Below are 18,499 nucleotides of genomic sequence, written 5' to 3'. Positions count from 1 at the left end.
TTGGCATCCTTGGCCAGATAGCCTAGAACGGGAAAAAGACCATCAGCAGCAAGGCAGCAATCAAGCCCAGCGCCACCTGAACCGCCTGCCCAAAAGGAGGATGGCTGGTCACCACTTCGCCATAGCTGCTCTGGAAGCGGGACAGATCTAGGTAGGGAACTACCCCCCGCCGGAACCATCCCACCACCGCTCCTTCTTGGCCGATCAGCCTGCCTGCCCGGCTCTCCCCAAACAGGAAGTTGCCCAGCGGCCCAAACCGAGAAACATAGCGCAAGAAAATCATCCCCGTCTCATCCTGGAACTTGAGATCGGCGCCAAAGCGATAGCCTGGATCCCCTCGCCCAATCACCCGCCCCTGCAACTGCATCGGCAAGCCGCGCAAGGGGCTGGCGTAGGGGTTGCTCATCGCCTTCAACACCGTCAACGCCGGCGGGTTTTCCAAGCTGGGGTACATCACCGTCATCTTCAGCAGTAGGCCCAAGCTGGCTCCCGCCACGGCCAGGCCGGCAAACATGCCGTAAGACCCTGCCCGTAGAGCCGGGATCCCGAGCACCATCCCCAAGATCGCCCCCAGCCACTCGGCGTTTAACAAAACCACGTCCAGAAGAAAATTGCCGTAGAGCTGCTGGCGGTTGAGCTGCTTGCCCTGGGCCACCACGCTGGCCATGTCGAACTCCACCGGCAGATCCAGTTGTTCGGCATAGGTGCCCAGCGCCCGCACCCGCTTGCCGGTGAGGGGATGGGTGGAGTTCAGCTCCATCCACCAGGCCCAAGGGTTAAACAGATCCCACAAAAACACCCTGCCCACCTGGCTGGGATCCGCAGCCACCCGGTAAGCTGTCCCCGCCATCACCGCCGCCTTGGCATCGTAGATCCCCAAGGCCCGCGTCCCTTCCAGCAGGCGAGCACTGCGCTGTCGGGCTTCCTCATCCTGTTCCCGCTCCCCTTCTTGCACAATGCCAAAGGCTATTTTCACCAGAGCCCGCGAGAGGGCGTTGGGGTTGCCGGTGGTTTCGGCGGCAAAGTGATCGGCAAAGTACTCCCGCACCCGCGACAGATACAGCACCAAGTAGGAGCCAGCCACGTAGAAAAAGTAGGCGACCAGCGCCAAGGAACCTATGTTTTTGCCCCCTCTGCGATCCCGGCGCGTGTCGCGCAGGTAGACGTAGAGGAGGTAGAGGATCTGCACCAACGTGGAAGCCAGGGTCATGACCGCGAAATCCCAGTGGATCACATGCCCCAGCTCGTGGGCATAAACTGTAGCCACCTCCTCATCTTCCAAGTAGGTGAACAGGCCCTCGCTGACGACGATGCGGGCCGTATCCGGCAGGCTGCCATAGGTAAAGGCAGTGGGGTTTTGGTCGCGGATCAGACCCAGCTTCGGCTGCTTCAGCTTGTACTGGCGGCAGACCCGTTCGATCACCTCCGCGCTTTCGGGGCTGCGACGCCCGATTTCTGCCAGGCTCACCCACTGGGTGCCGTAGAGGCTGTGCTGGATCCAGTCCATCAGCCAGGGGGACAAAAAGAAAATCAGGGCGTTGAAGGCCAGGGTGAGCAAAACAGCAAAAAGGAGAGAGCCAAAAGAGAACCCCCCTTCCAAGGTGCCGAAAACGGCCAGGGCCAGCACAAACACCATGCCAAACAATAAGCTCAGGGTTACGCCGGCGGACATTGTCAGGTTGCCGGCAAAGCTGGCCAGAATCAGCGAAACCCCCACTTGGGGGGCGCGGTAGCTGCGCCTTGTTTGTCCGGTTTTAAGACCTGAGGTGGCGGGATCCAATTCGGCCAAGGTGCGGCTGGGATTGAAGCAATAGCGGCTCAGCCAAACGCTCAACAGGCGCAGCTCATGGGGATTGAGGCTTTTCAGAGGTTCCAGCCACAGGGATGCTTCCACCGACAACGTCACCGTCGAGACGGCGCCGGGGTTGCGGAACAAGGTGGGCAGCAAGGGCAGAACTTCCTCTTTTTGCCCAGCCGTGAGGCCGTGAAAACCCAGGATCGCCTGGCGCAGCAGGCTGGAGGGTTGAGGCAGGTCGGCAGTGAGCAACTGGCGGTCTTGGACAAAGCAGTAGCGGCTGAGATCTGGACTGTCGGCGGGATCCCCCCTGCCCGTCGCCGCTTCCGGAGCCAGCCTCACCTGAGTTTTCCAGTTGGCCTGCTGTTGGCCGATGGGGCGGCTGTAGAGGGCCAAGCGCTTGACTTGAGGATAGCGGCTGGGAATTGCCTTCTGGAACCAGGCCGTCAGCCTCTCATGGTTGAGAGCAACGTGAGCAGGGTGGTTGATCATGACCACCAAGGCGTAGTCCTCGGCATTGTCTTGGAGGGGCTGGGCCTTCACCTGGATCCTCAGACGCAGGTTTGCCAAAGCTTGCTCTAGCCACTGCGCCACTTCCTGCTCGTTCATAGCCATCTCCCGGATTGGGTAGGGTAAGCTCAGCTATTGCTGCAACTGCCAATGGCTTGCGACTTTACAGCGGCTATTCTGGCATGTTCCCTGCCAAGGGGATCCCCATCTCCCTACAAACCCAGTACAGCCCCACTGCCGGGAGAGCGCCCAGAGCCAGCCTGAGCTTCGGGAATTGCTTGGCTACAAAATCGAGCGCTGCCCCTCCGGGCTGATGCCGATGATGGTGAGCTGGCAATCCAGCACCTTAAAGCCGTACTTTTCGGCCACTTTCTGGGTGATGTTGAGGATGGCGCTGTTTTTGAACTCGATCACCTTGTTGGTCTTGACGCACACCAAATGGTGGTGGTGGTGGGGGGCCGGCTGGTTGATCTCGTAATGCTTGTGGCCTTCGGTCAGTTCCAGCTCGCGCAAAATGCCCATGCGAGCCATCAGCTTGACGGTACGATAAATGGTAGAAAGGCTGATGTTGTGGCCTTCTTCCCGCAGCTTTTTGTGCAGATCCTCCGCGCTCAGGTGAGTCCCCTCAGGCAAGTTTTGAAAGGTCTGGAGGATGATTTCCCGCTGCCGAGTGGCTCGCCAGCCTTTGGCATTCAGCTCTGCTTTGAAAGCTTCTTCCGTGTAGACCATGATGCCGCCCCTCCGCTGTTGGGCAACGTCGCCGTAACAGTCAATAAGTTCTGTAATTGATAATAACTGCATTTGCAGCGATGCTAACGACCTTGGTTGTCAACACCAGGAAACCTGTCGGGAGAGGGCTAGAGAGTGGGTGCGGGAAACCGGATGCCCTATCCATTCGGGATGAGCTAGCCTACAGAGCATGGCTAGGGGATGGATTTTTCTGGTGTGCGGGTGAGTCTGGGCTAACATACTCGGGAAAAGGCCCGCGGCATCCCGGCAGCGTTGGTCAACGTAGTCAATACGGGAAGGGAAAACAAAGATGCGGTTTGAGCAGCCCAAAACCTATTCCATTTCTCTAACCGGCTGGGGCTTCTGGCTGGGATCCCTGGCCTTGGCAGTTTTGCTGACCCGTGTCGGGCTGGGGTGGCTGGTCGCCGGGTTGGTGGCTCTGTTGGTGTTCTTGCTCTCTCTGCCGGTGTTGGTGCTGCTGGCCTTTCGCTGGTGGGCGCGCCGCTGGATCGCCACGGATCGCTGCCCGGTGTGTGGGTCAGAATCGCAGGCCATCGAGGGCAGCCGCTTCTTTTGCCCCAGTTGTGGCGAGCCGCTGTTTGTTGCCGATGGACATTTTTATCGACAAACGCCCCCCGGCACCATCGATGTGGAGCCGCTAGAAGAAAGCGGCTGGGAGTTGCCGAGCTGAGGGATCCGCTCCTGCGGTGGGTCGGCGTTTTTAGAGGGCATTTTGGGTGAAAGGTGCTCTGCAATACTATTGCGAACGACAGCGGCGGGTCTGGCGGCTGGTTGCGATCTGGGTGGGGATGCTCTCGGCGGCGCTCCTGCTGTTGAGCTCAGCTCATTTTTGCCAGGCGACGGCGCAGGGATCCCTGCAACCCCAGGTGGAGACCTACTTGGCCCAGCTGAGCGGTCGCGGCTTTGCTTCCGCCGCCCAGGGGGTTTGGCTGCAGATGGGCGACCAGGTTTTGGGGCAACATCAAGGATCCAAGGCTCTGCCGGCGGCCTCTCTGACCAAGGTGGCCACTACCCTGGCCGCTTTGCAGCAGTTTGGCCCGCACCATCGCTTTGTGACCACCTACTTGACAACAGGTTCCCTGGGAGCGGATGGGGTTTTGCAGGGCGATCTCTGGGTGCTGGGAGGGGAGGATCCCTTTTTTGTTTGGGAGGAAGCCTTCGCGGTGGGGAACGCCCTCAACGCCCAGGGGATCCGCCAGGTGCAGGGGGATCTGGTGGTGGTGGGCCGCTTTTACATGAACTTTTTCCAGGATGTGGCCCGCTCGGGCGCGCTGTTGCGGCAGGGGCTGGATGCCCGCCTCTGGCCGCCGGAAGCCCAGGCGCAATTCCAGACCTTGCCCCCCGGCACGCCCAGGCCGCAGGTGGAGATTTTGGGATCGGTGCGGGTTGCCCAGCAGATCCCCTCGGAGGCCCAGGTCTTGCTCAGGCATGAATCGCCCCCCCTCATTCACCTGCTCAAGCTGATGAACCTCTACAGCAACAATGCCATGGCCGAGATGGTGGCCAATGCAGTGGGGGGAGCAGCTCAGGTGGCACAAATGGCCCAGGCCATCACCGCGATCCCGGCAGAAGAGCTGTACCTGATCAACGGCTCGGGGTTGGGGGTAGAAAACCGCATCTCTCCACGGGCCAACGTGGCCCTGTGGCAGGCGATCCAATCGCTTCTCGAGGAGCAGGGGCTTTCTCTGGCCGATGCTTTTGCCGTCGTCGGCCAGGACGTGGGGGTGCTGGAGCGGCGGCTGCTGCCGGCGATCTTGATCGCCAAGTCGGGCACCCTGAGCGGCGTCAGCACCTTGGCGGGGGTATTGCCCACCCAGCAGGGGGATATCTGGTTTGCCCTGATGAACGGCGGATCTGACCTGGCCGGCTTGCGCGCCCAGCAGGGGCAATTCCTCAGCCAGCTCCAAGCGCAATGGGGATCCCCTGCCGCCTTACCCAAACGCTGGACGCCCCGCTCTCTGGATACGGGATCCCGCACGGAGCCTTTGCTACGTCCTCTTTGGCCACTCTAACTCTTTTGCAGGGAAACTTTGCCGATGGGGCGTACAGGGATCGAACCTGTGTAAGGCAAATTATGAGTTTGCTGCCTAAACCGCTCGGCCAACGCCCCTTATTCTTCTACTCTAGCGCTCTTGTCTTTATCCAAAACGGGGTGAAAAAGAGCTACTCGACGGGATAAGCTGCATGTCGGTGATTGTGAGGGCAGAGGCGATGGCAAGGGACTCCGTCCCGCTGGCGCGAACGGCGCGTTCTTGGCAGGGTCAACTGACGTTGGGCTTGGGTCTGATTGCCGTGTCCCTAGCCCTCTGTTTTGGCTTTTTGACCTTTGGTCAGCACTACCTCAACGGCGAGCGAGCCGCCGCGGATTTCCGGCCTGCCGGGGAGAGCTTGGCCCCCTCTGTTGCCCTCGATACTGAGCTTCCGACGGCACCGCCCCTCACTGACCTCCCCTCTGCCGAGGGATCCCCGCTGCAACTCTGGCTTGTTACTTTTTTAACTGTGTTTGTGGCGGAAATGGGCGACAAGACGCAGTTGGCAACCTTGCTCATGAGTGCCCAATCCCAATCTCCTTGGGCGATCTTTTTCGGTTCCGCCAGCGCTTTGGTAGCTGCCAGCTTGCTCAGCGTGGTGCTGGGGGAAGGTCTGGGGCAAGTCATCCCTCCAGGCTGGCTACAATGGTTGGCGGGTGCAGGGTTCCTGGTGATCGGGGGCTATGTGCTGTGGCAGGAATGGCGCGGCGACGATCCCCCAGAGCGCCAGCCCCTTCTAGAAGGCAGAACAGAGCAGAGAGCAACAGAGGAACGTGTTGATCCAAGATAACGACAGCCAGACCCCACCGTTTTTGCTGCGGCAAATGGCTGGACGGGCGGCGCTGGTGAGCTTCGGCTCGATTCTGCTGGCGGAAATGGGCGACAAAACTCAATTGGCCACTCTGCTCCTCAGCGCCCGCTCGCAAAACTCCGGGGTGATCTTTTTGGGCGCTGCTGCCGCTTTGATCAGCACCAGCCTCATCGGAGTGTGGGCAGGAGCTTGGGTGGCGCGAATGATCCCACCCCGCTGGATCAAGACCCTGGCAGGAGTGGGGTTTGTTTTGATGGGCCTGGCCCTGTTGGGGGAATCCCTAGCCGGCTGAGCAGAAGGCTCCAGAAAAGTGCCGGCCAAGCATGTTAGGATAAAAACCACCTTCTTTGGGCACTCCACTTCATACCGGATAACCGGTCAGGAAGACCAGCATGGCCAAAAAACGCAACCTGAAGCGGGAAAAAGCCGAGCGCAACCGCGAATATGCCAAGCAGTTTCAGAAAAGTCGTGCTCGCAATGGCCGCCGCTTCCGTTCTGCTCCCCGCGACAATGAGGCCAGCGCTGGCGAAGAACAGCCGTGAGGGGGGTTTTGTCGAGAGAGTCTGTGGATCCATCCTGTGAACAGAGCTAGCCCAACAAACCTGCTATCGTAGGCAGGGGTGGGCTGGAGCGGATGAAGATGAAATACCGACGAATTCTCCTAAAGCTGAGTGGTGAAGCCCTGATGGGGGAACGTCCCTACGGGATCGATCCCGAAATCTTGCAGGCCATTGCCAGCGAAGTGGCCGCGGTGGTGCGGGCCGGTGTGCAGGTGGCGATCGTGGTGGGCGGGGGCAATATCTGGCGCGGGCGCAAAGAGGCGGCTGCCCAAGGGATGGATCAGGCTTCTGCCGACTACGTGGGGATGCTGGCCACCGTCATCAACGCCCTGACCTTACAAGATGCCATCGAGCGAGCCGGGATCCCGACGCGGGTACAGACGGCCATCGCCATGCAAGAGGTGGCAGAGCCTTACATTCGTCGTCGCGCCATTCGTCACCTGGAAAAGGGGCGGGTGGTGATTTTTGGCGCTGGATCTGGAAATCCCTTCTTTACCACCGACACGACGGCGGCCTTGCGGGCGGCGGAGATCGATGCCGAGGTGATCTTCAAGGCCACCAAGGTGGATGGGGTTTACGATGCGGATCCCAAGACCCACCCCCAGGCCCGCCGCTACGATGTCCTCAGCTATCAGGATGTGCTCACCCACGATTTGCGGGTCATGGACAGCACCGCCATCGCCCTCTGCAAGGAAAATCAATTGCCCATTGTGGTCTTCGACCTGACCACCCCCGGCAACATCTATCGCGTGGTGCAGGGAGAGCCCATCGGCACTTGGATCGGGCAACGAACTGTCGAAAACAACGGGATCCCTGCCAGGTTGGCCCAGGAGACTTGATCCCAGCTGGGCGCAGTCCAGGCTACCCAAAAAACTGGGCCTAAGGCCCCGTCCTACCGCTACGCCGTTCCCCTTTGGTGGGCCGTAGGCCCTTGGAGGTGCTGTTGTAGAACCACCAGTAATCCTGACGCGAGGAGAATCCTTTGCCTCTAGGCGAGGGAGTATGTCAAACTGAGGTCGGCCCTGAGTGCCCAGCGATGCCCTGGCATGAGTTGGAGTTGAGGAGTAACCTGGCCCAAAGGTGTGCTCAGGCCATTGGGAGGAGAAGGCGATGACAGAGCAGATCCGGCATTCGGCCCCAGGGGATCCCGTCTCGCCCAAACCCTCTGCTGTCCAAAGCGCTCCCCGCCGCTTCCGTGGGCGCTGGGGTCGGCGCTTGCTGCAGGGCTTGGCTCTCCTGCTGGCTTTGGCCGTCGGCTTCGGCTACTGGCGGTGGCAGACTTGGATCCAGCCTGTAGGAGGTTCAGAGCCGATCCAGGTGAGGATCCAGCCGGGCAGCAGCAGCCGTCGGATCGGGCAACAACTGCGCCAAGCAGGGGTGATCCGCTCGGCTCTGGCCTGGGAGCTGTGGAGCCGCACCTTCGGGCGCGACTGGGTCTTCCAGGCGGGCACCTACGCTCTGGATCCCAACCAAGACATGCTGACCGTAGCGCAACAACTGCGGCAGGGAAGGATCTTGCAGAGACGGCTGACCATCCCGGAGGGTTGGCGCATCGAGCAGATGGCGGCAGCTTTGGCCGAGCGCAACTGGATGCCAGCCGAAGTTTTCATTGCCACAGCCCGCGTGATCCCTCCCCTTGATTGGCTGCCCCCCAGCTTGAGCTCTTTGGAAGGCTACCTGTTCCCGGATACCTATCTTTTTCCCGTCGAACAGGTGGAGGGATCCCTGCCGAACCGGCAAAAGGCCCAGGCGGTGATCGATGCCATGCTCCAGCGATTTGTTGCGGTGGCTCTGCCCCTGTTCCGGCAGCATGCCACTTCCCTGTCTCTGCATGAGTGGGTCACCCTGGCCAGTATTGTGGAGCGGGAAGCTGTGGTGCCGGAAGAGCGCGCTTTGATCGCGGGTGTCTTCTTGAACCGGCTCAAGCAGGGAATGCCCCTGGGAGCCGATCCGACGGTGGAATATGCCTTGAATATCCGGCAAACTCCGGATCGCCGCCTCACCCTTGCCGAGGTGCGTACCCCCTCTCCTTACAACACCTACCTCAACCCCGGCTTGCCCCCTGGCCCCATCGCCAGCCCAGGCTTGGCCAGCCTCAAAGCCGTTTTGGAGCCTGAAAAGACCGATTACCTCTACTTTGTAGCCCGCTACGATGGCACCCATGTTTTCAGCAAAACTTTAGCCGAGCACGAGGCAGCCCAATTGCAGATTCTTCAAGAGCGCCAGCAAGCTGCCCAGGGATCTCGGCCCAGTTCTCAAACAAGTCCTTAGCCGAGAATGGTACGTAAGCCTTGGTTCAAGCTCCTGCAACCGGATGTGGTGGTGCCCGGCACTGTCTTGAAGTTGCGGGCCGAAGACCTGTGGGCCTGGCAGGTAAAAGGCGTCATCTTGGATGTGGACGATACGCTGGTGCCGATCCGACAGGCTGAGGTGGCTCCTGCTGTGGCCGCTTGGCTGGAGCAGTTGCGTCCGCACTTTCAAATTTGGCTGGTGAGCAACAACATCAATCGCAACCGCATCCAACAAATTGGAGAAAGCCTGGATCTACCTTACATTCACCGCGCTGGGAAGCCTTCACGGCGGGCCTTGCGGCGGGCCGTAGCTCAGATGGGCTTGCCGGTGGAGGCAGTGGCCATGGTGGGAGATCGCCTATTGACCGATATTTTGGCGGGCAATCGGCTGGGCTTGGTGACCGTGCTGGTCAACTCCCTCCTATCCGCAGAAGTCGAGAAGAACCCTACTACCCTCTTGGATCCCCGCTTTTGAGAGATTCTTTGGACACCCTCACCCCCGGCCCCTCTCCCTGGGGAACTCCCTCACCCCCAGCCCCTCTCCCTCAGGGAGAGGGGAGCTAAGTTGAAATCAAGAGACAGCCCGCAGAACCAACCCATCTGCCCAAGTTTTTTGTAGAGTGACGGCAGGCCGGATCCCGCATTGAGGCCCAGTGGGCGGCGGTGCGAGGGCGGCGTGAGATCTAGCCAAAGTTCAACATGCGAACCATCCCTATCGTCAAGTCTGTCCTGCAACGGCTAAAGTCCGTGCTGAAAAAATCTCTGCGTTCTGCTCCGAGTTCTCCTCGCCCCAGATCCCTGCTTGTAGCCAATGGACGGAGCCTTATCAAACTGGGCAGCGTTCTGGCTTTGCCCTTGCTGTGCTCGGCATGGCCCGCTTGGGCCCTGACACGGGTGGCGCGTCCGGAGCTGCGCGATCTAAAGCGTGCAGCCATAGTTCGGGTGGTCGACAACAACACCCTGGTTGTCCAGCTTGAAGGGGATTTGGATTTGCGGCTGGTGCAACTGATCGGGATCGATCCCCTGCCGGCGGAGATCAATCCTACGTGGACGGAGCTGCGTAGACAAACCCCTTTGGCGGTTTACAATGCCGGCCAATATTTGCAGACGGCTTTGCTGGGACGGGAGGTGTTTCTGGAGTTGGATCCTGCCCTGGCTCCCGCTCCCACGTTACCTGCCTACGTTTGGCAGGCCAATACCCTCATCAACCAGGAAATGCTGTTTTTGGGCCATGGCCTGTTGTCTGGGCGAACCGATGGCCTCAAGTATGGCCCTATCCTCAGAGAAGCAGCCACTGCGGCAAGGCAACAGGGGCGCGGCTATTGGACGTCCTATGGCCCTCGCTGACCTGCTCCCCACGGCCAGTCGCGTTGGCGGGATGAAGTCCTGGCGTAGCTCTTAACTGGGAACTTTAGGTCGCTTTTCGCTAAAACAGCCTGTAAGTTCCAGGCCTCCCTCTCTATCCTTGGCTGTTGACATACTCCCCGCCCTTTAGGGCGGGGATTCTGGTTCTCGGTTCTACGAGCGCACTTACTGAGTTGGGTCGCCCCTCTCCAGCAGCGGTGCCTCTCTCCCCAAGCGTTCCCTCTCGCGAGGCGGTTCCCCAATGCCCTTGGGTACCGTTCCACTCCACCCCCAACATCTGCAATGCCCGGCGCAGAATGTTGAGCGCCGCGTTCTGGTCTCGACACAGCACCAATCCGCATTTTGGGCACCGGTGGGTACGGGTGGAGAGGGTCTTCTTCACCCGATAGCCACACCCAGAACACTCCTGGGTGGTGTACTCCGGCGGGACGGCAACCACCACCTTGCCCCACACCTTGCCGTAGTAGTCCAGCCAACGGGTGAACAAAGACCAGGCCGCATCCTGGATGGACTTGGCCAAGTGGTGATTTCTCACCAGGTTCCTCACTGGCAAGTCCTCGTACGCCACGATGTCGTTAGACACCACTACGCACCGGGCCAACTTGCTGGCCCAGTCTCTGCGCTGGCGCTGGACTTTGAGGTGTACCTTGCCTACTCGCCGCTTCTGCTTCAGGTAGCGCTTCGATTGCGCCTTGACTCCCTTTCTAAACCGACGACTCAACCTTCTTTGCTGCCGCTTCAGGCGCTTCTCCGCTCGGCGCAGAGGTTTTGGGCAATCTACTGTGTTCCCGTCCTGGTCGGTGTAGAAGTGGTGCAGCCCCAGGTCGAGCCCCACCCTCTTGCCCGTGGACTCCCCCGGCTCCCGGCGCTCCACATCCAGGCAGAACTGGGCGTAGTACCCATCAGCCCTGCGCACCACCCGCACGCGGTTGATCTTGGAGCCGAGAAGAAGCCGCCTGGCCTCGCCGTTGCAATACAGGGCGAAGGTGCCAGCCTGGTTGCCATCGGTGAAGGTGATGGCCATCCCGTCGGGCGAGAGCTTCCACCCCGATTGCTTGTACTCGACGGAGCGGCAGTTCTTTTTGAACCTCGGATAGCCCTTTTTGCCAACCCCTTTCTTTTTGCAGTTGGCGTAGAAGCGAGAAATGGCTGCCCAGGCCCGCTCGGCACTGGCTTGCCTGGCAGAAGAGTTGAGCCGCTTGGCGAACTCAAACGCAGCAGCCAGGTGCTTACAGAGGGCATACAGCTCCTTCTTGCCTACGCCCCGGTTATCCATCCAGTGGCGCAGGCACTTGTTGCGCACAAACTGGGCAGTCCGGATGGCCTCGTCCAGAGACTGGTACTGCTCAGGGGTGCCGTTGAGGAGTTTGGCTTCTCTGACCAACATGCCGCTGGGTTCCTGCCCTTGTGCTCAGATTAGTGCAAAAGCCGCCCTAAAGGGCGGGGCTTGAGACCCAGTTTTCGGGTCAACCCCTGCAGCCGAGCCGCCGGGGAGGGGTTGAGCTGTTCTCTTGGGATTTCTCGCTTGTTTATGATGATCTCATGTGGGTTTCCAATCGTGGGCTGCCCAGTTCTTCAGGGAGGTGTAAGGGATCCAACTGGGCAATTTGGAGTTCCCTATGGCGGATGAGTTGCCGTTTACCCTAGATCAACTTCTCATTGTGCGGGCAATTGCCCAGCAGGGCAGCTTTCGCCGTGCTGCCGATAGCCTGTTTGTCTCCCAACCCGCTGTCAGCTTGCAGGTGCAGAACCTGGAGCGGCAGTTGGGGGTGGTGTTGTTCGACCGCAGTGGGCGCAAGGTGGAGTTGACGGATGCCGGCAAAGTATTGCTGCAGTACAGCGAGCGCATCCTCAAGCTGTGCCATGAAACCCTTGAGGCTCTGGCAGATTTGCAAGCAATGGGGCGGGGGCACCTGATTTTGGGGGCCAGCCAAACGGTGGGCACCTATGTCATGCCTTCTTTGATTGCGCAATATCACCGCCGCTATCCCCAGATTGCCGTGCAGCTCTTGGTGCAATCCACGCGGCGAATCGCCCAGAAGTTGGTGGACGGCCAATTGGACGCGGCCATTGTTGGCGGGGAGATCCCGTTTGACTTACAACGGCACTTGAAGGTGATGGCTCTGGCGGAAGACGAATACGTGCTGGTCGGCGCCCCTGGCTGCGCTGTTGACTCTCCTGCTCTTGCGGATCTGTTGACTTTGCCCTTCATTACCCTGGATCCCCAGTCTTCCACGCGGCAGACCATCGACCGGGTGTTGAATCGCCACGGCATCAACCCGGCCCAACTGAATGTGCGGCTGGAGCTCAGCTCGATTGAAGCCATCAAAAATGCCGTCCAGGCGGGTTTGGGGGTGGCTTTTTTGTCTATGGTGGCGGTGGGATCCGATGTGGAGCAAGGTCGGTTCCAAAAGCTGGCGGTGGAAGGGCTGCAGATACGGCGTACCCTCTGGCTGGCTTTTAACCCGGAGCGCTATCAATCGCAGGCGGCCACCCGCTTTCTCCAAGGGCTACTGACCCGCCAGGACTGGCTGAAAATCCCCCCTCCCCATTTGCAGTTGCTCGGTTGAGTCGCAGCTTTTCCCGACCCTGTGGGAGTTTTTAGGATCAGTTAGGATCTCTACAAGATCCTCAGAAGAAGTGCTGCCTGGGATCCATCAAGGGCTCTGTCCCCTCACCCGTTCGCGGCGGGGTGACCTTGGCGTAGCACGGGAAAAGGCTGTATCTGCTGACGATGGGCCGATGATCGAGCAAGAGCTGTTGGAACGGCTGCCTTTGGCGCAGCGCCTGGCGGAGTTACGAGCGCGCGTTCAAGCGATCCCGCTGCAGAGGGTGAAATTGGAAGGATTGAACATCCCGGGGGCAGAGTCCTGCTGGGCCGCCTATCGAGAGTGGGGAGACGGGATCCCCCTGCTGTTTTTGCACGGTTTTATGGCCACCCACGCCAATTGGTGGCCGCTGATGCAGGGGTTGGGAGGCGAGTACCGCTGCATCGCCCTCGATTTGCTGGGGTTCGGGCAGTCCAGCCAGCCGGCCTTGCGCTACGACATCGGTGCAGAAGTGGAGTTTGTGCGCGGATTTGTCCAGGCGCTGGGCCTATCGGCTCCGGTTCTGGTGGGCCATTCTTTTGGCGGCTGGGTGGCAGCGGCCTATGCCGTGCGGTATCCACTGCGGGGGTTGGTCTTGTTGGCCCCTGCCGGGATCCGCGACGACAGCTTTGTTAAACGCTACCGCCATTTGCGGCCCTTGCTCTGGGAAAGCGTTTGGGTCGATTGGCTGTTGCGGGCGATCACCCCCCTGGCCCGATGGTGGCATTGGGAAGACAAACTGGCTCAACTCTTGTGGTTGCGCGGATCCCTGCGCCAACAACCGGTGGCCCGGCAATTTCTCCGACAACGTCTGCGCCCGCAAGCTGCCGTCGATACGGTTGAGCGTTACCTCAAACACATTCAGGCCCCCACCCTGGTGGTTGCCGCCGAACAGGACGACACCATCCCCCTCTGGCACTGCCAAACCTACGCCGCAGGGATCCCCGGAGCGCAGCTCAAGATCCTGCCCGGCGCCAGCCATGCTATCCCTGCCTTGCATGGGGAACAAGTGCTGCCCCTCATCGGGGAATTTCTCGATGCAGCTTTTTCCAAATGTTACCCGAATGCTATGGGAGTTCCCCGGTGATGGTCGATAATGCCAAGTCTTATCTTGCATCCATTGAACGGGCCAATCCAACCAGAACCGAACAACTTGAGCGCATGAAAGCTGTGGTCATGAGTGTGCCCGGTGGACCAGAGGTTCTGCAACTCCGAGAAGTCCCTGAACCTCAGATTCGCGGTGAGCGGGAGCTGCGCATCCGCCTCAAGGCAGCCGGCGTCAACCCCATCGACACCAAGCTGCGGCGGCGAGGCACCTTCTACCCCGAAGAGATGCCAGCCATCTTGGGGTGTGACGGTGCCGGCGTTGTGGAAGCCGTGGGATCCGGCGTCAGGCACTTTACGGTGGGAGATGAGGTTTACTTCTGCCACGGCGGTCTGGGCAGGCAGGCGGGCAACTATGCCGAGCTGATCGTGGTGGACGAGCGCTTTGTGGCTCCCAAGCCCAGAACACTGAGCTTTGCCGAAGCTGCGGCTGCTCCGCTGGTGCTGATCACCGCCTGGGAAGCCCTTTACGACCGGGGACGGCTGCAGGCCAGCCAACGTGTGCTTATCCACGGGGGAGCGGGTGGAGTTGGCCATGTGGCCATCCAACTGGCCCGCCTACGGGGATCCAAAGTGGCCACCACCGTGAGCACCCCAGAAAAGGCGGTGTTTGTCCGTTCTTTGGGGGCCGACTTGCCCATCTTCTACCGGCAGACCGACTTTGTGCGGGCCGTTTGGGACTGGACAGGGGGGGAAGGGGTGGATCTGGCCCTGGATACTTTGGGCGGCGCGATCTTGGAGCAGACCTTCCCCGCGGTGCGCGTGTACGGGGATATCGTCACCCTGCTGGCGCCGGCCCCGGAGACCGATTGGCGGGTGGCCCGCGACCGCAACTTGCGGGTGGGGTTCGAGCTGATGCTCACCCCGATGCTGAAAAACCTCACCAACGCCCAGCAAAACCAGGCGGAAATTCTCAGGCAGTGTGCCCGCCTCATCGACCAGGGCCAACTGCGGATCCAGCTCAGCCATACCTTTCCTCTGGCCGAAGCGGCTGCCGCCCACCGGCTGCTGGAGCAGGGATCCGTTCTGGGCAAAATTGCCTTAACCATCCCCGAGTAGGCATGCTGGAAAAGTTGGTCGAGGATCTGCCCATGGTCGCTCCTCTCACCCCCCACCTGTTGGAGAACGAGAGCTTCTACGAAAATGCCCTCTGCTGGCTGGGACGGCCCCAGACGGCCTATCGGCTGTTGAGTGAAGCGGTTTTTCCTGCCATCTCCTCTTGGGTGCGGGGAGAGGTGGATAGCCACTCTTTTAACCACTGGCAACTGGAGGATGTGCGCACCTTTCTGTATCCGGTGGTGGCCTTGGGAGACCAGGAAAGCCTCGTTCTCTGCAGTGAAGCCCTGCTCCTCTGTGGCATCGGCAACTATTACAACCCCTGTGACTTGGCCATTGTGGTGTTTGTGCAGCAGCCCCAGGAGCTGTTCAGCCAATTGATGCAGCGCATTCGCCGGGCCGAAGCCACCATCAGCCGCGGGCCAGAGGTGCGCATGCTCTCGGAACAGGTGAACCTGGCCAAGCGCGGACAAGACTACATCAACACCAAGTATCTGGTCTGGCCCTACGCCCTTTCCGGTGCAGCTCAAGATACCCTAATTAAGCAAGGGATCAGCCTGATCCGCCTCTCCCCTCAGGAGGCTGCCTTGCCCTTCAGGGAATAGGTGGCGGAAGATCGGGATCCCTAACCCCAACCTTTCCATCTCTATCGTTTTTCATGGCCGATGCCCACCTGCCCCCTTTGATCCAAGCGATGCTGGATCCCGCCTTCTACCCTCATCCGGCGCAGGATCCCATTCAGCTTATTCAAACCCACATTTCCTATATTCTGCTGACGGGGGACTATGCCTATAAGGTGAAAAAGCCTCTGGATTTCGGCTTTTTGAATTTCACCACTCTAGAGCAGCGGCGCCACTTTTGCCAAGAGGAGCTGCGCATGAACCAACGCGGCGCTCCCGGCCTTTATCTGCAGGTGTTGCCTATTTTTCAAACCAATGGCCGCTTTCAGTTCAGCGGCAGCGGCGAGCTTGTAGAATACGCCCTGCAAATGCGGCAATTTCCCCAAGAGCAACTGTTCAGCAACCTCTTTGAGCGAGGAGAGCTGACGCCGGCCTTGATGGAAGAGCTGGGGCGGGTGGTGGCGATGTTTCATGCCCAGGCCGAGACCAACGATTACATTCGCAGCTTTGGCCGGCCAGAACGGGTGCGCGAGGCCTTTGACGAGAATTACGCCCAAACCCAGCGCTACATCGGCGGCCCCCAAACAGCTCGGCAATATCGAGAAACCCGAGCCTACACCGATCGCTTTTTTACCGAGCGGCAGGAGCTTTTCCAACAAAGAATAGAACAAGACCGCATTCGCGAATGCCACGGAGATTTGCACCTGCGCAACATCTGTTTTTGGGAAGGGAAGATCCTACTTTTTGATTGCATCGAGTTCAACGAAGCCTTTCGCTTTGTGGATGTCATGTACGACGTATCCTATGCAGTGATGGATCTGGATGCCCGCTATCGTCCGGATCTGGGCAACGTCTATTTGAACACTTACTTGGAAGAAACCGGAGATTGGGAAGGGCTGAAAATCCTGCCCATCTACCTCAATCGCCAAGCTTATGTGCGGGCCAAGGTCACCTCTTTTTTGCTGGAGGATCCCACGGCAACAGAGGAAACCAAGGCAACGGCCTTCCGCACTGCTGCCCGGTACTATCGTCTGGCCTGGGAATACACTCTCCCCAAGCGGGGGCAGTTGTTCTTAATGTCGGGATTGTCGGGATCCGGCAAAAGTACGGTGGCCCGTCACCTAGCCCGTCAGCGGGGAGCCATTCACATTCGCTCTGATGCCGTGCGCAAGCATTTGGCCGGGATCCCCTTATGGCAACGGGGGGGGCCGGCGGTCTATACCCCGGAGATGACCGATAAAACCTACCGCCGCCTGGTGCAGTTGGGCGTGGAGCTGGCCCAGGAGGGCTACACCGTGATTCTGGATGCCAAGTTCGACCGGCAGGCGCTGCGGGGAATGGCCATTGCGCAGGCCCAACAACGGGGGATCCCGCTGCACATTCTCCACTGTTACGCCCCTGAGCCTGTTTTGCGAGAGCGACTGCAACGCCGCAGCCAAGCTCCTCAAACCGGCTGCATCGATGGAGTTGAGCAGCGCCCTGCCGACATTGCCGATGCCACCGCCGAGATGCTTACCGAGCAACAAGCCCACTGGGAGGAGTTTTCCGAGTTGGAACGGCCTTTTTTAAGGGTTCTGGATACCAGCCAAGATTGGTCCTCTCAACTTCAGCAGCTTTGGGTCTCGACTCAAACTGCACCCAGTCAGGAAAATTGACATGAGCAAGGTGGATTTCACCGTTTGCGGGTTGAGGTTATTTCCAACCCGAAAGACACTTCCCGAACCCGCCGCGCCCCGGCCCCTCTCCCAGAGGGAGAAGGGAGTTGGGGATCGACACAACCATCCGCTGCATCGCTATTTGCAATGGCTGTAGAGGAGGGCAGCAGCTCTTGTTGAGCAGGGAACAGGGGTGCGCTTACCCGAACATTTCGCCTTACACAAAGCCAGCAGGAGGTTGGGAAGTGTGTCAACGTGTCTTTAAAGGCCCCCACCCTTTTCTCACCCAACTCGACCAGAATTGACCGCTTGCAGGAGGATCCAGCGGTGAGCGATGTAACTTCAGATGACCTGCGCCTGATGCTCCTGTTCGAGGGCTTCCCTCCTGAGAAGCTAGAGGTTCTGGCCGGGCAAATGTCGTTGCGCTCCCACCCGGCCAATCAGGCCATCTTGCTACAAAATGACTGGGGCAACGCCGTTTACTTTATCCTGGAAGGGTGGGTCAAGATTCGCACCCATGATCTCGAAGGCCGGGAGATCACCCTCACCATTCTCGGTCCAGGAGAAGTCTTCGGGGAGATGGCCGCCTTGGACGAAGCGCCCCGTTCCACCGACGTCATAGCTCTAACAGCCACCAAAGTCAGTTGTCTGTCGGCCCAGCACTTTCGGGCTTTTTTGGCCTCGGATGCCCAGGCCGGCATCCGCCTTGCTCAACTCATGTCGCGTCGTTTGCGGCAGATCAACCGTCGTCTGCAGTTACGCGAGGCCAGTAGTACGGCCCGTGTTGCCGATATCTTGCTGTTCTTGGCCGAATCTCGTGGCCGGGTCAGCCGGGGTGGCGTAGAGATTCCCAACCTGCCCCATCGGGAGCTGAGCAGCTTGAGCGGCTTGGCTCGGGAAACGGTCACCCGTGTCCTGTCTAAGCTGGAGCAGGAAGAGCTGATCCGCCGGGATCGCACCCGAGAGGTTCTCTGCATTCCCCAGATGGAGGCTTTGGAGAAACTGATTGGCTGAATGGGGGGTATTACCAGTTGCCGAAAGCCCTCGTAGCATTGTAAGATAGTAGGCCCAGAGCCGGGATAGCTCAGTTGGTAGAGCAGAGGACTGAAAATCCTCGTGTCACCAGTTCAAGTCTGGTTCCTGGCATCTGACGCTACCTTCACCCCCAGCCCCTCTCCCATCCCTCACCCCCAGCCCCTCTCCCAGAGGGAGAGGGGAGTTAGGTATAGAGCTCCGCGCGCTGGCGCATTCGCGACAACGCTGCGTAGCAACAACGACGTAACGAGCCGCTTCATCGCTGGGCTGCGGCGTTCAACCCAAGAGCAAAAAGAAAGCTGGTCGGGAAACCCGTCTGCGAAGCCGTG

General features: G+C 59.8%; 18 protein-coding genes and 2 tRNA genes. 16 read left to right on the top strand and 4 right to left on the bottom strand.

Features of this window, described 5'->3' with window-relative positions; genetic code table 11:
* Positions 1-22: 22 nt before the first annotated feature.
* On the bottom strand, positions 23-2,404 hold the full coding sequence (locus tag NW858_RS12680) for a M48 family metalloprotease (protein ID WP_414426970.1): 2,382 nt from the start codon (positions 2,402-2,404) through the stop codon (positions 23-25).
* Between the two features lie 183 nt (positions 2,405-2,587).
* Positions 2,588-3,034 (bottom strand): Fur family transcriptional regulator, encoded by a 447-nt coding sequence (locus NW858_RS12675; protein ID WP_414334007.1) that lies wholly within the window; start codon positions 3,032-3,034, stop codon positions 2,588-2,590.
* A 310-nt stretch (positions 3,035-3,344) separates the two neighbouring features.
* Between NW858_RS12675 and NW858_RS12670 the strand changes: the two genes are divergently transcribed.
* The gene (locus NW858_RS12670) at positions 3,345-3,725 is read left to right on the top strand and encodes a hypothetical protein (RefSeq protein WP_414334008.1); all 381 of its coding nucleotides are present in this window, start codon (positions 3,345-3,347) and stop codon (positions 3,723-3,725) included.
* 46 nt (positions 3,726-3,771) lie between these two features.
* Positions 3,772-5,067, top strand: coding sequence for a D-alanyl-D-alanine carboxypeptidase (locus NW858_RS12665; protein WP_414334009.1), 1,296 nt, complete (start codon positions 3,772-3,774; stop codon positions 5,065-5,067).
* A gap of 25 nt (positions 5,068-5,092) precedes the next feature.
* Here NW858_RS12665 and NW858_RS12660 read toward each other — a convergent pair.
* Positions 5,093-5,165, bottom strand: a tRNA-Ile gene (locus NW858_RS12660).
* Positions 5,166-5,239: 74 nt separating this feature from the next.
* Between NW858_RS12660 and NW858_RS12655 the strand changes: the two genes are divergently transcribed.
* From NW858_RS12655 to NW858_RS12625, 7 genes are all read left to right on the top strand, one after another.
* Complete coding sequence (locus tag NW858_RS12655; protein ID WP_414334011.1) at positions 5,240-5,875, top strand: TMEM165/GDT1 family protein; 636 nt, start codon at positions 5,240-5,242, stop codon at positions 5,873-5,875.
* Positions 5,859-6,188 carry a TMEM165/GDT1 family protein gene (locus tag NW858_RS12650; RefSeq protein WP_414334012.1) on the top strand — a complete coding sequence of 110 codons (330 nt, stop codon included), beginning with the start codon at positions 5,859-5,861 and terminating at the stop codon, positions 6,186-6,188. Before NW858_RS12655 ends, NW858_RS12650 begins: the two co-directional genes overlap by 17 nt.
* A gap of 100 nt (positions 6,189-6,288) precedes the next feature.
* Positions 6,289-6,438, top strand: coding sequence for a hypothetical protein (locus NW858_RS12645; RefSeq protein WP_414334013.1), 150 nt, complete (start codon positions 6,289-6,291; stop codon positions 6,436-6,438).
* Positions 6,439-6,536: 98 nt separating this feature from the next.
* Complete coding sequence (gene pyrH / locus NW858_RS12640; protein ID WP_414334014.1) at positions 6,537-7,295, top strand: UMP kinase; 759 nt, start codon at positions 6,537-6,539, stop codon at positions 7,293-7,295.
* A 271-nt stretch (positions 7,296-7,566) separates the two neighbouring features.
* Complete coding sequence (gene mltG, locus NW858_RS12635) at positions 7,567-8,727, top strand: endolytic transglycosylase MltG (RefSeq protein WP_414520632.1); 1,161 nt, start codon at positions 7,567-7,569, stop codon at positions 8,725-8,727.
* Positions 8,728-8,733: 6 nt separating this feature from the next.
* Positions 8,734-9,222 (top strand): YqeG family HAD IIIA-type phosphatase, encoded by a 489-nt coding sequence (locus tag NW858_RS12630; protein ID WP_414520631.1) that lies wholly within the window; start codon positions 8,734-8,736, stop codon positions 9,220-9,222.
* Positions 9,223-9,446: 224 nt separating this feature from the next.
* Positions 9,447-10,094: a thermonuclease family protein gene (locus NW858_RS12625; RefSeq protein ID WP_414520630.1), complete on the top strand. Its 648-nt coding sequence runs from the start codon at positions 9,447-9,449 to the stop codon at positions 10,092-10,094.
* Between the two features lie 112 nt (positions 10,095-10,206).
* On the opposite strand, the gene NW858_RS12620 is transcribed toward NW858_RS12625, so the two are convergent.
* Positions 10,207-11,499, bottom strand: a complete 1,293-nt coding sequence (locus tag NW858_RS12620) for an RNA-guided endonuclease InsQ/TnpB family protein (protein ID WP_414520629.1) — start codon at positions 11,497-11,499, stop codon at positions 10,207-10,209.
* 232 nt (positions 11,500-11,731) lie between these two features.
* Here NW858_RS12620 and NW858_RS12615 point away from each other — a divergent pair, with 232 nt between their 5' ends.
* From NW858_RS12615 to NW858_RS12585, 7 genes are all read left to right on the top strand, one after another.
* The gene (locus tag NW858_RS12615; RefSeq protein ID WP_414520628.1) at positions 11,732-12,682 is read left to right on the top strand and encodes a LysR substrate-binding domain-containing protein; all 951 of its coding nucleotides are present in this window, start codon (positions 11,732-11,734) and stop codon (positions 12,680-12,682) included.
* 172 nt (positions 12,683-12,854) lie between these two features.
* A complete protein-coding gene (locus tag NW858_RS12610) occupies positions 12,855-13,787 on the top strand; it encodes an alpha/beta fold hydrolase (protein ID WP_414334618.1) in 933 nt (310 codons plus the stop codon).
* Between the two features lie 74 nt (positions 13,788-13,861).
* Positions 13,862-14,863 (top strand): zinc-dependent alcohol dehydrogenase family protein, encoded by a 1,002-nt coding sequence (locus NW858_RS12605; protein WP_414367663.1) that lies wholly within the window; start codon positions 13,862-13,864, stop codon positions 14,861-14,863.
* A 32-nt stretch (positions 14,864-14,895) separates the two neighbouring features.
* A complete protein-coding gene (locus NW858_RS12600; protein ID WP_414334621.1) occupies positions 14,896-15,465 on the top strand; it encodes a hypothetical protein in 570 nt (189 codons plus the stop codon).
* A gap of 53 nt (positions 15,466-15,518) precedes the next feature.
* Positions 15,519-17,135, top strand: a complete 1,617-nt coding sequence (locus tag NW858_RS12595) for an AAA family ATPase (RefSeq protein ID WP_414520627.1) — start codon at positions 15,519-15,521, stop codon at positions 17,133-17,135.
* A gap of 360 nt (positions 17,136-17,495) precedes the next feature.
* Positions 17,496-18,149 (top strand): Crp/Fnr family transcriptional regulator, encoded by a 654-nt coding sequence (locus NW858_RS12590; RefSeq protein ID WP_414337388.1) that lies wholly within the window; start codon positions 17,496-17,498, stop codon positions 18,147-18,149.
* 59 nt (positions 18,150-18,208) lie between these two features.
* Positions 18,209-18,281, top strand: a tRNA-Phe gene (locus NW858_RS12585).
* Positions 18,282-18,499: the final 218 nt, after the last annotated feature.

Source organism: Synechococcus sp. H55.10, assembly GCF_047502715.1.
GTDB lineage: Bacteria > Cyanobacteriota > Cyanobacteriia > Thermostichales > Thermostichaceae > Thermostichus.
This window is presented reverse-complemented; position numbering and strand designations above follow the sequence as displayed.

Coding starts and splice junctions, on each gene's coding strand:
- NW858_RS12625 (WP_414520630.1), top strand. CDS start 9,447: ATGCGAACCATCCCTATCGTCAAGTCTGTCCTGCAACGGCTAAAGTCC.
- NW858_RS12600 (WP_414334621.1), top strand. CDS start 14,896: ATGGTCGCTCCTCTCACCCCCCACCTGTTGGAGAACGAGAGCTTCTAC.
- pyrH (WP_414334014.1), top strand. CDS start 6,537: ATGAAATACCGACGAATTCTCCTAAAGCTGAGTGGTGAAGCCCTGATG.
- NW858_RS12645 (WP_414334013.1), top strand. CDS start 6,289: ATGGCCAAAAAACGCAACCTGAAGCGGGAAAAAGCCGAGCGCAACCGC.
- mltG (WP_414520632.1), top strand. CDS start 7,567: ATGACAGAGCAGATCCGGCATTCGGCCCCAGGGGATCCCGTCTCGCCC.
- NW858_RS12610 (WP_414334618.1), top strand. CDS start 12,855: ATGATCGAGCAAGAGCTGTTGGAACGGCTGCCTTTGGCGCAGCGCCTG.
- NW858_RS12590 (WP_414337388.1), top strand. CDS start 17,496: ATGCTCCTGTTCGAGGGCTTCCCTCCTGAGAAGCTAGAGGTTCTGGCC.
- NW858_RS12595 (WP_414520627.1), top strand. CDS start 15,519: ATGGCCGATGCCCACCTGCCCCCTTTGATCCAAGCGATGCTGGATCCC.
- NW858_RS12615 (WP_414520628.1), top strand. CDS start 11,732: ATGGCGGATGAGTTGCCGTTTACCCTAGATCAACTTCTCATTGTGCGG.
- NW858_RS12680 (WP_414426970.1), bottom strand. CDS start 2,404: ATGAACGAGCAGGAAGTGGCGCAGTGGCTAGAGCAAGCTTTGGCAAAC.
- NW858_RS12655 (WP_414334011.1), top strand. CDS start 5,240: ATGTCGGTGATTGTGAGGGCAGAGGCGATGGCAAGGGACTCCGTCCCG.
- NW858_RS12670 (WP_414334008.1), top strand. CDS start 3,345: ATGCGGTTTGAGCAGCCCAAAACCTATTCCATTTCTCTAACCGGCTGG.
- NW858_RS12620 (WP_414520629.1), bottom strand. CDS start 11,499: ATGTTGGTCAGAGAAGCCAAACTCCTCAACGGCACCCCTGAGCAGTAC.
- NW858_RS12630 (WP_414520631.1), top strand. CDS start 8,734: ATGGTACGTAAGCCTTGGTTCAAGCTCCTGCAACCGGATGTGGTGGTG.
- NW858_RS12675 (WP_414334007.1), bottom strand. CDS start 3,034: ATGGTCTACACGGAAGAAGCTTTCAAAGCAGAGCTGAATGCCAAAGGC.
- NW858_RS12605 (WP_414367663.1), top strand. CDS start 13,862: ATGAAAGCTGTGGTCATGAGTGTGCCCGGTGGACCAGAGGTTCTGCAA.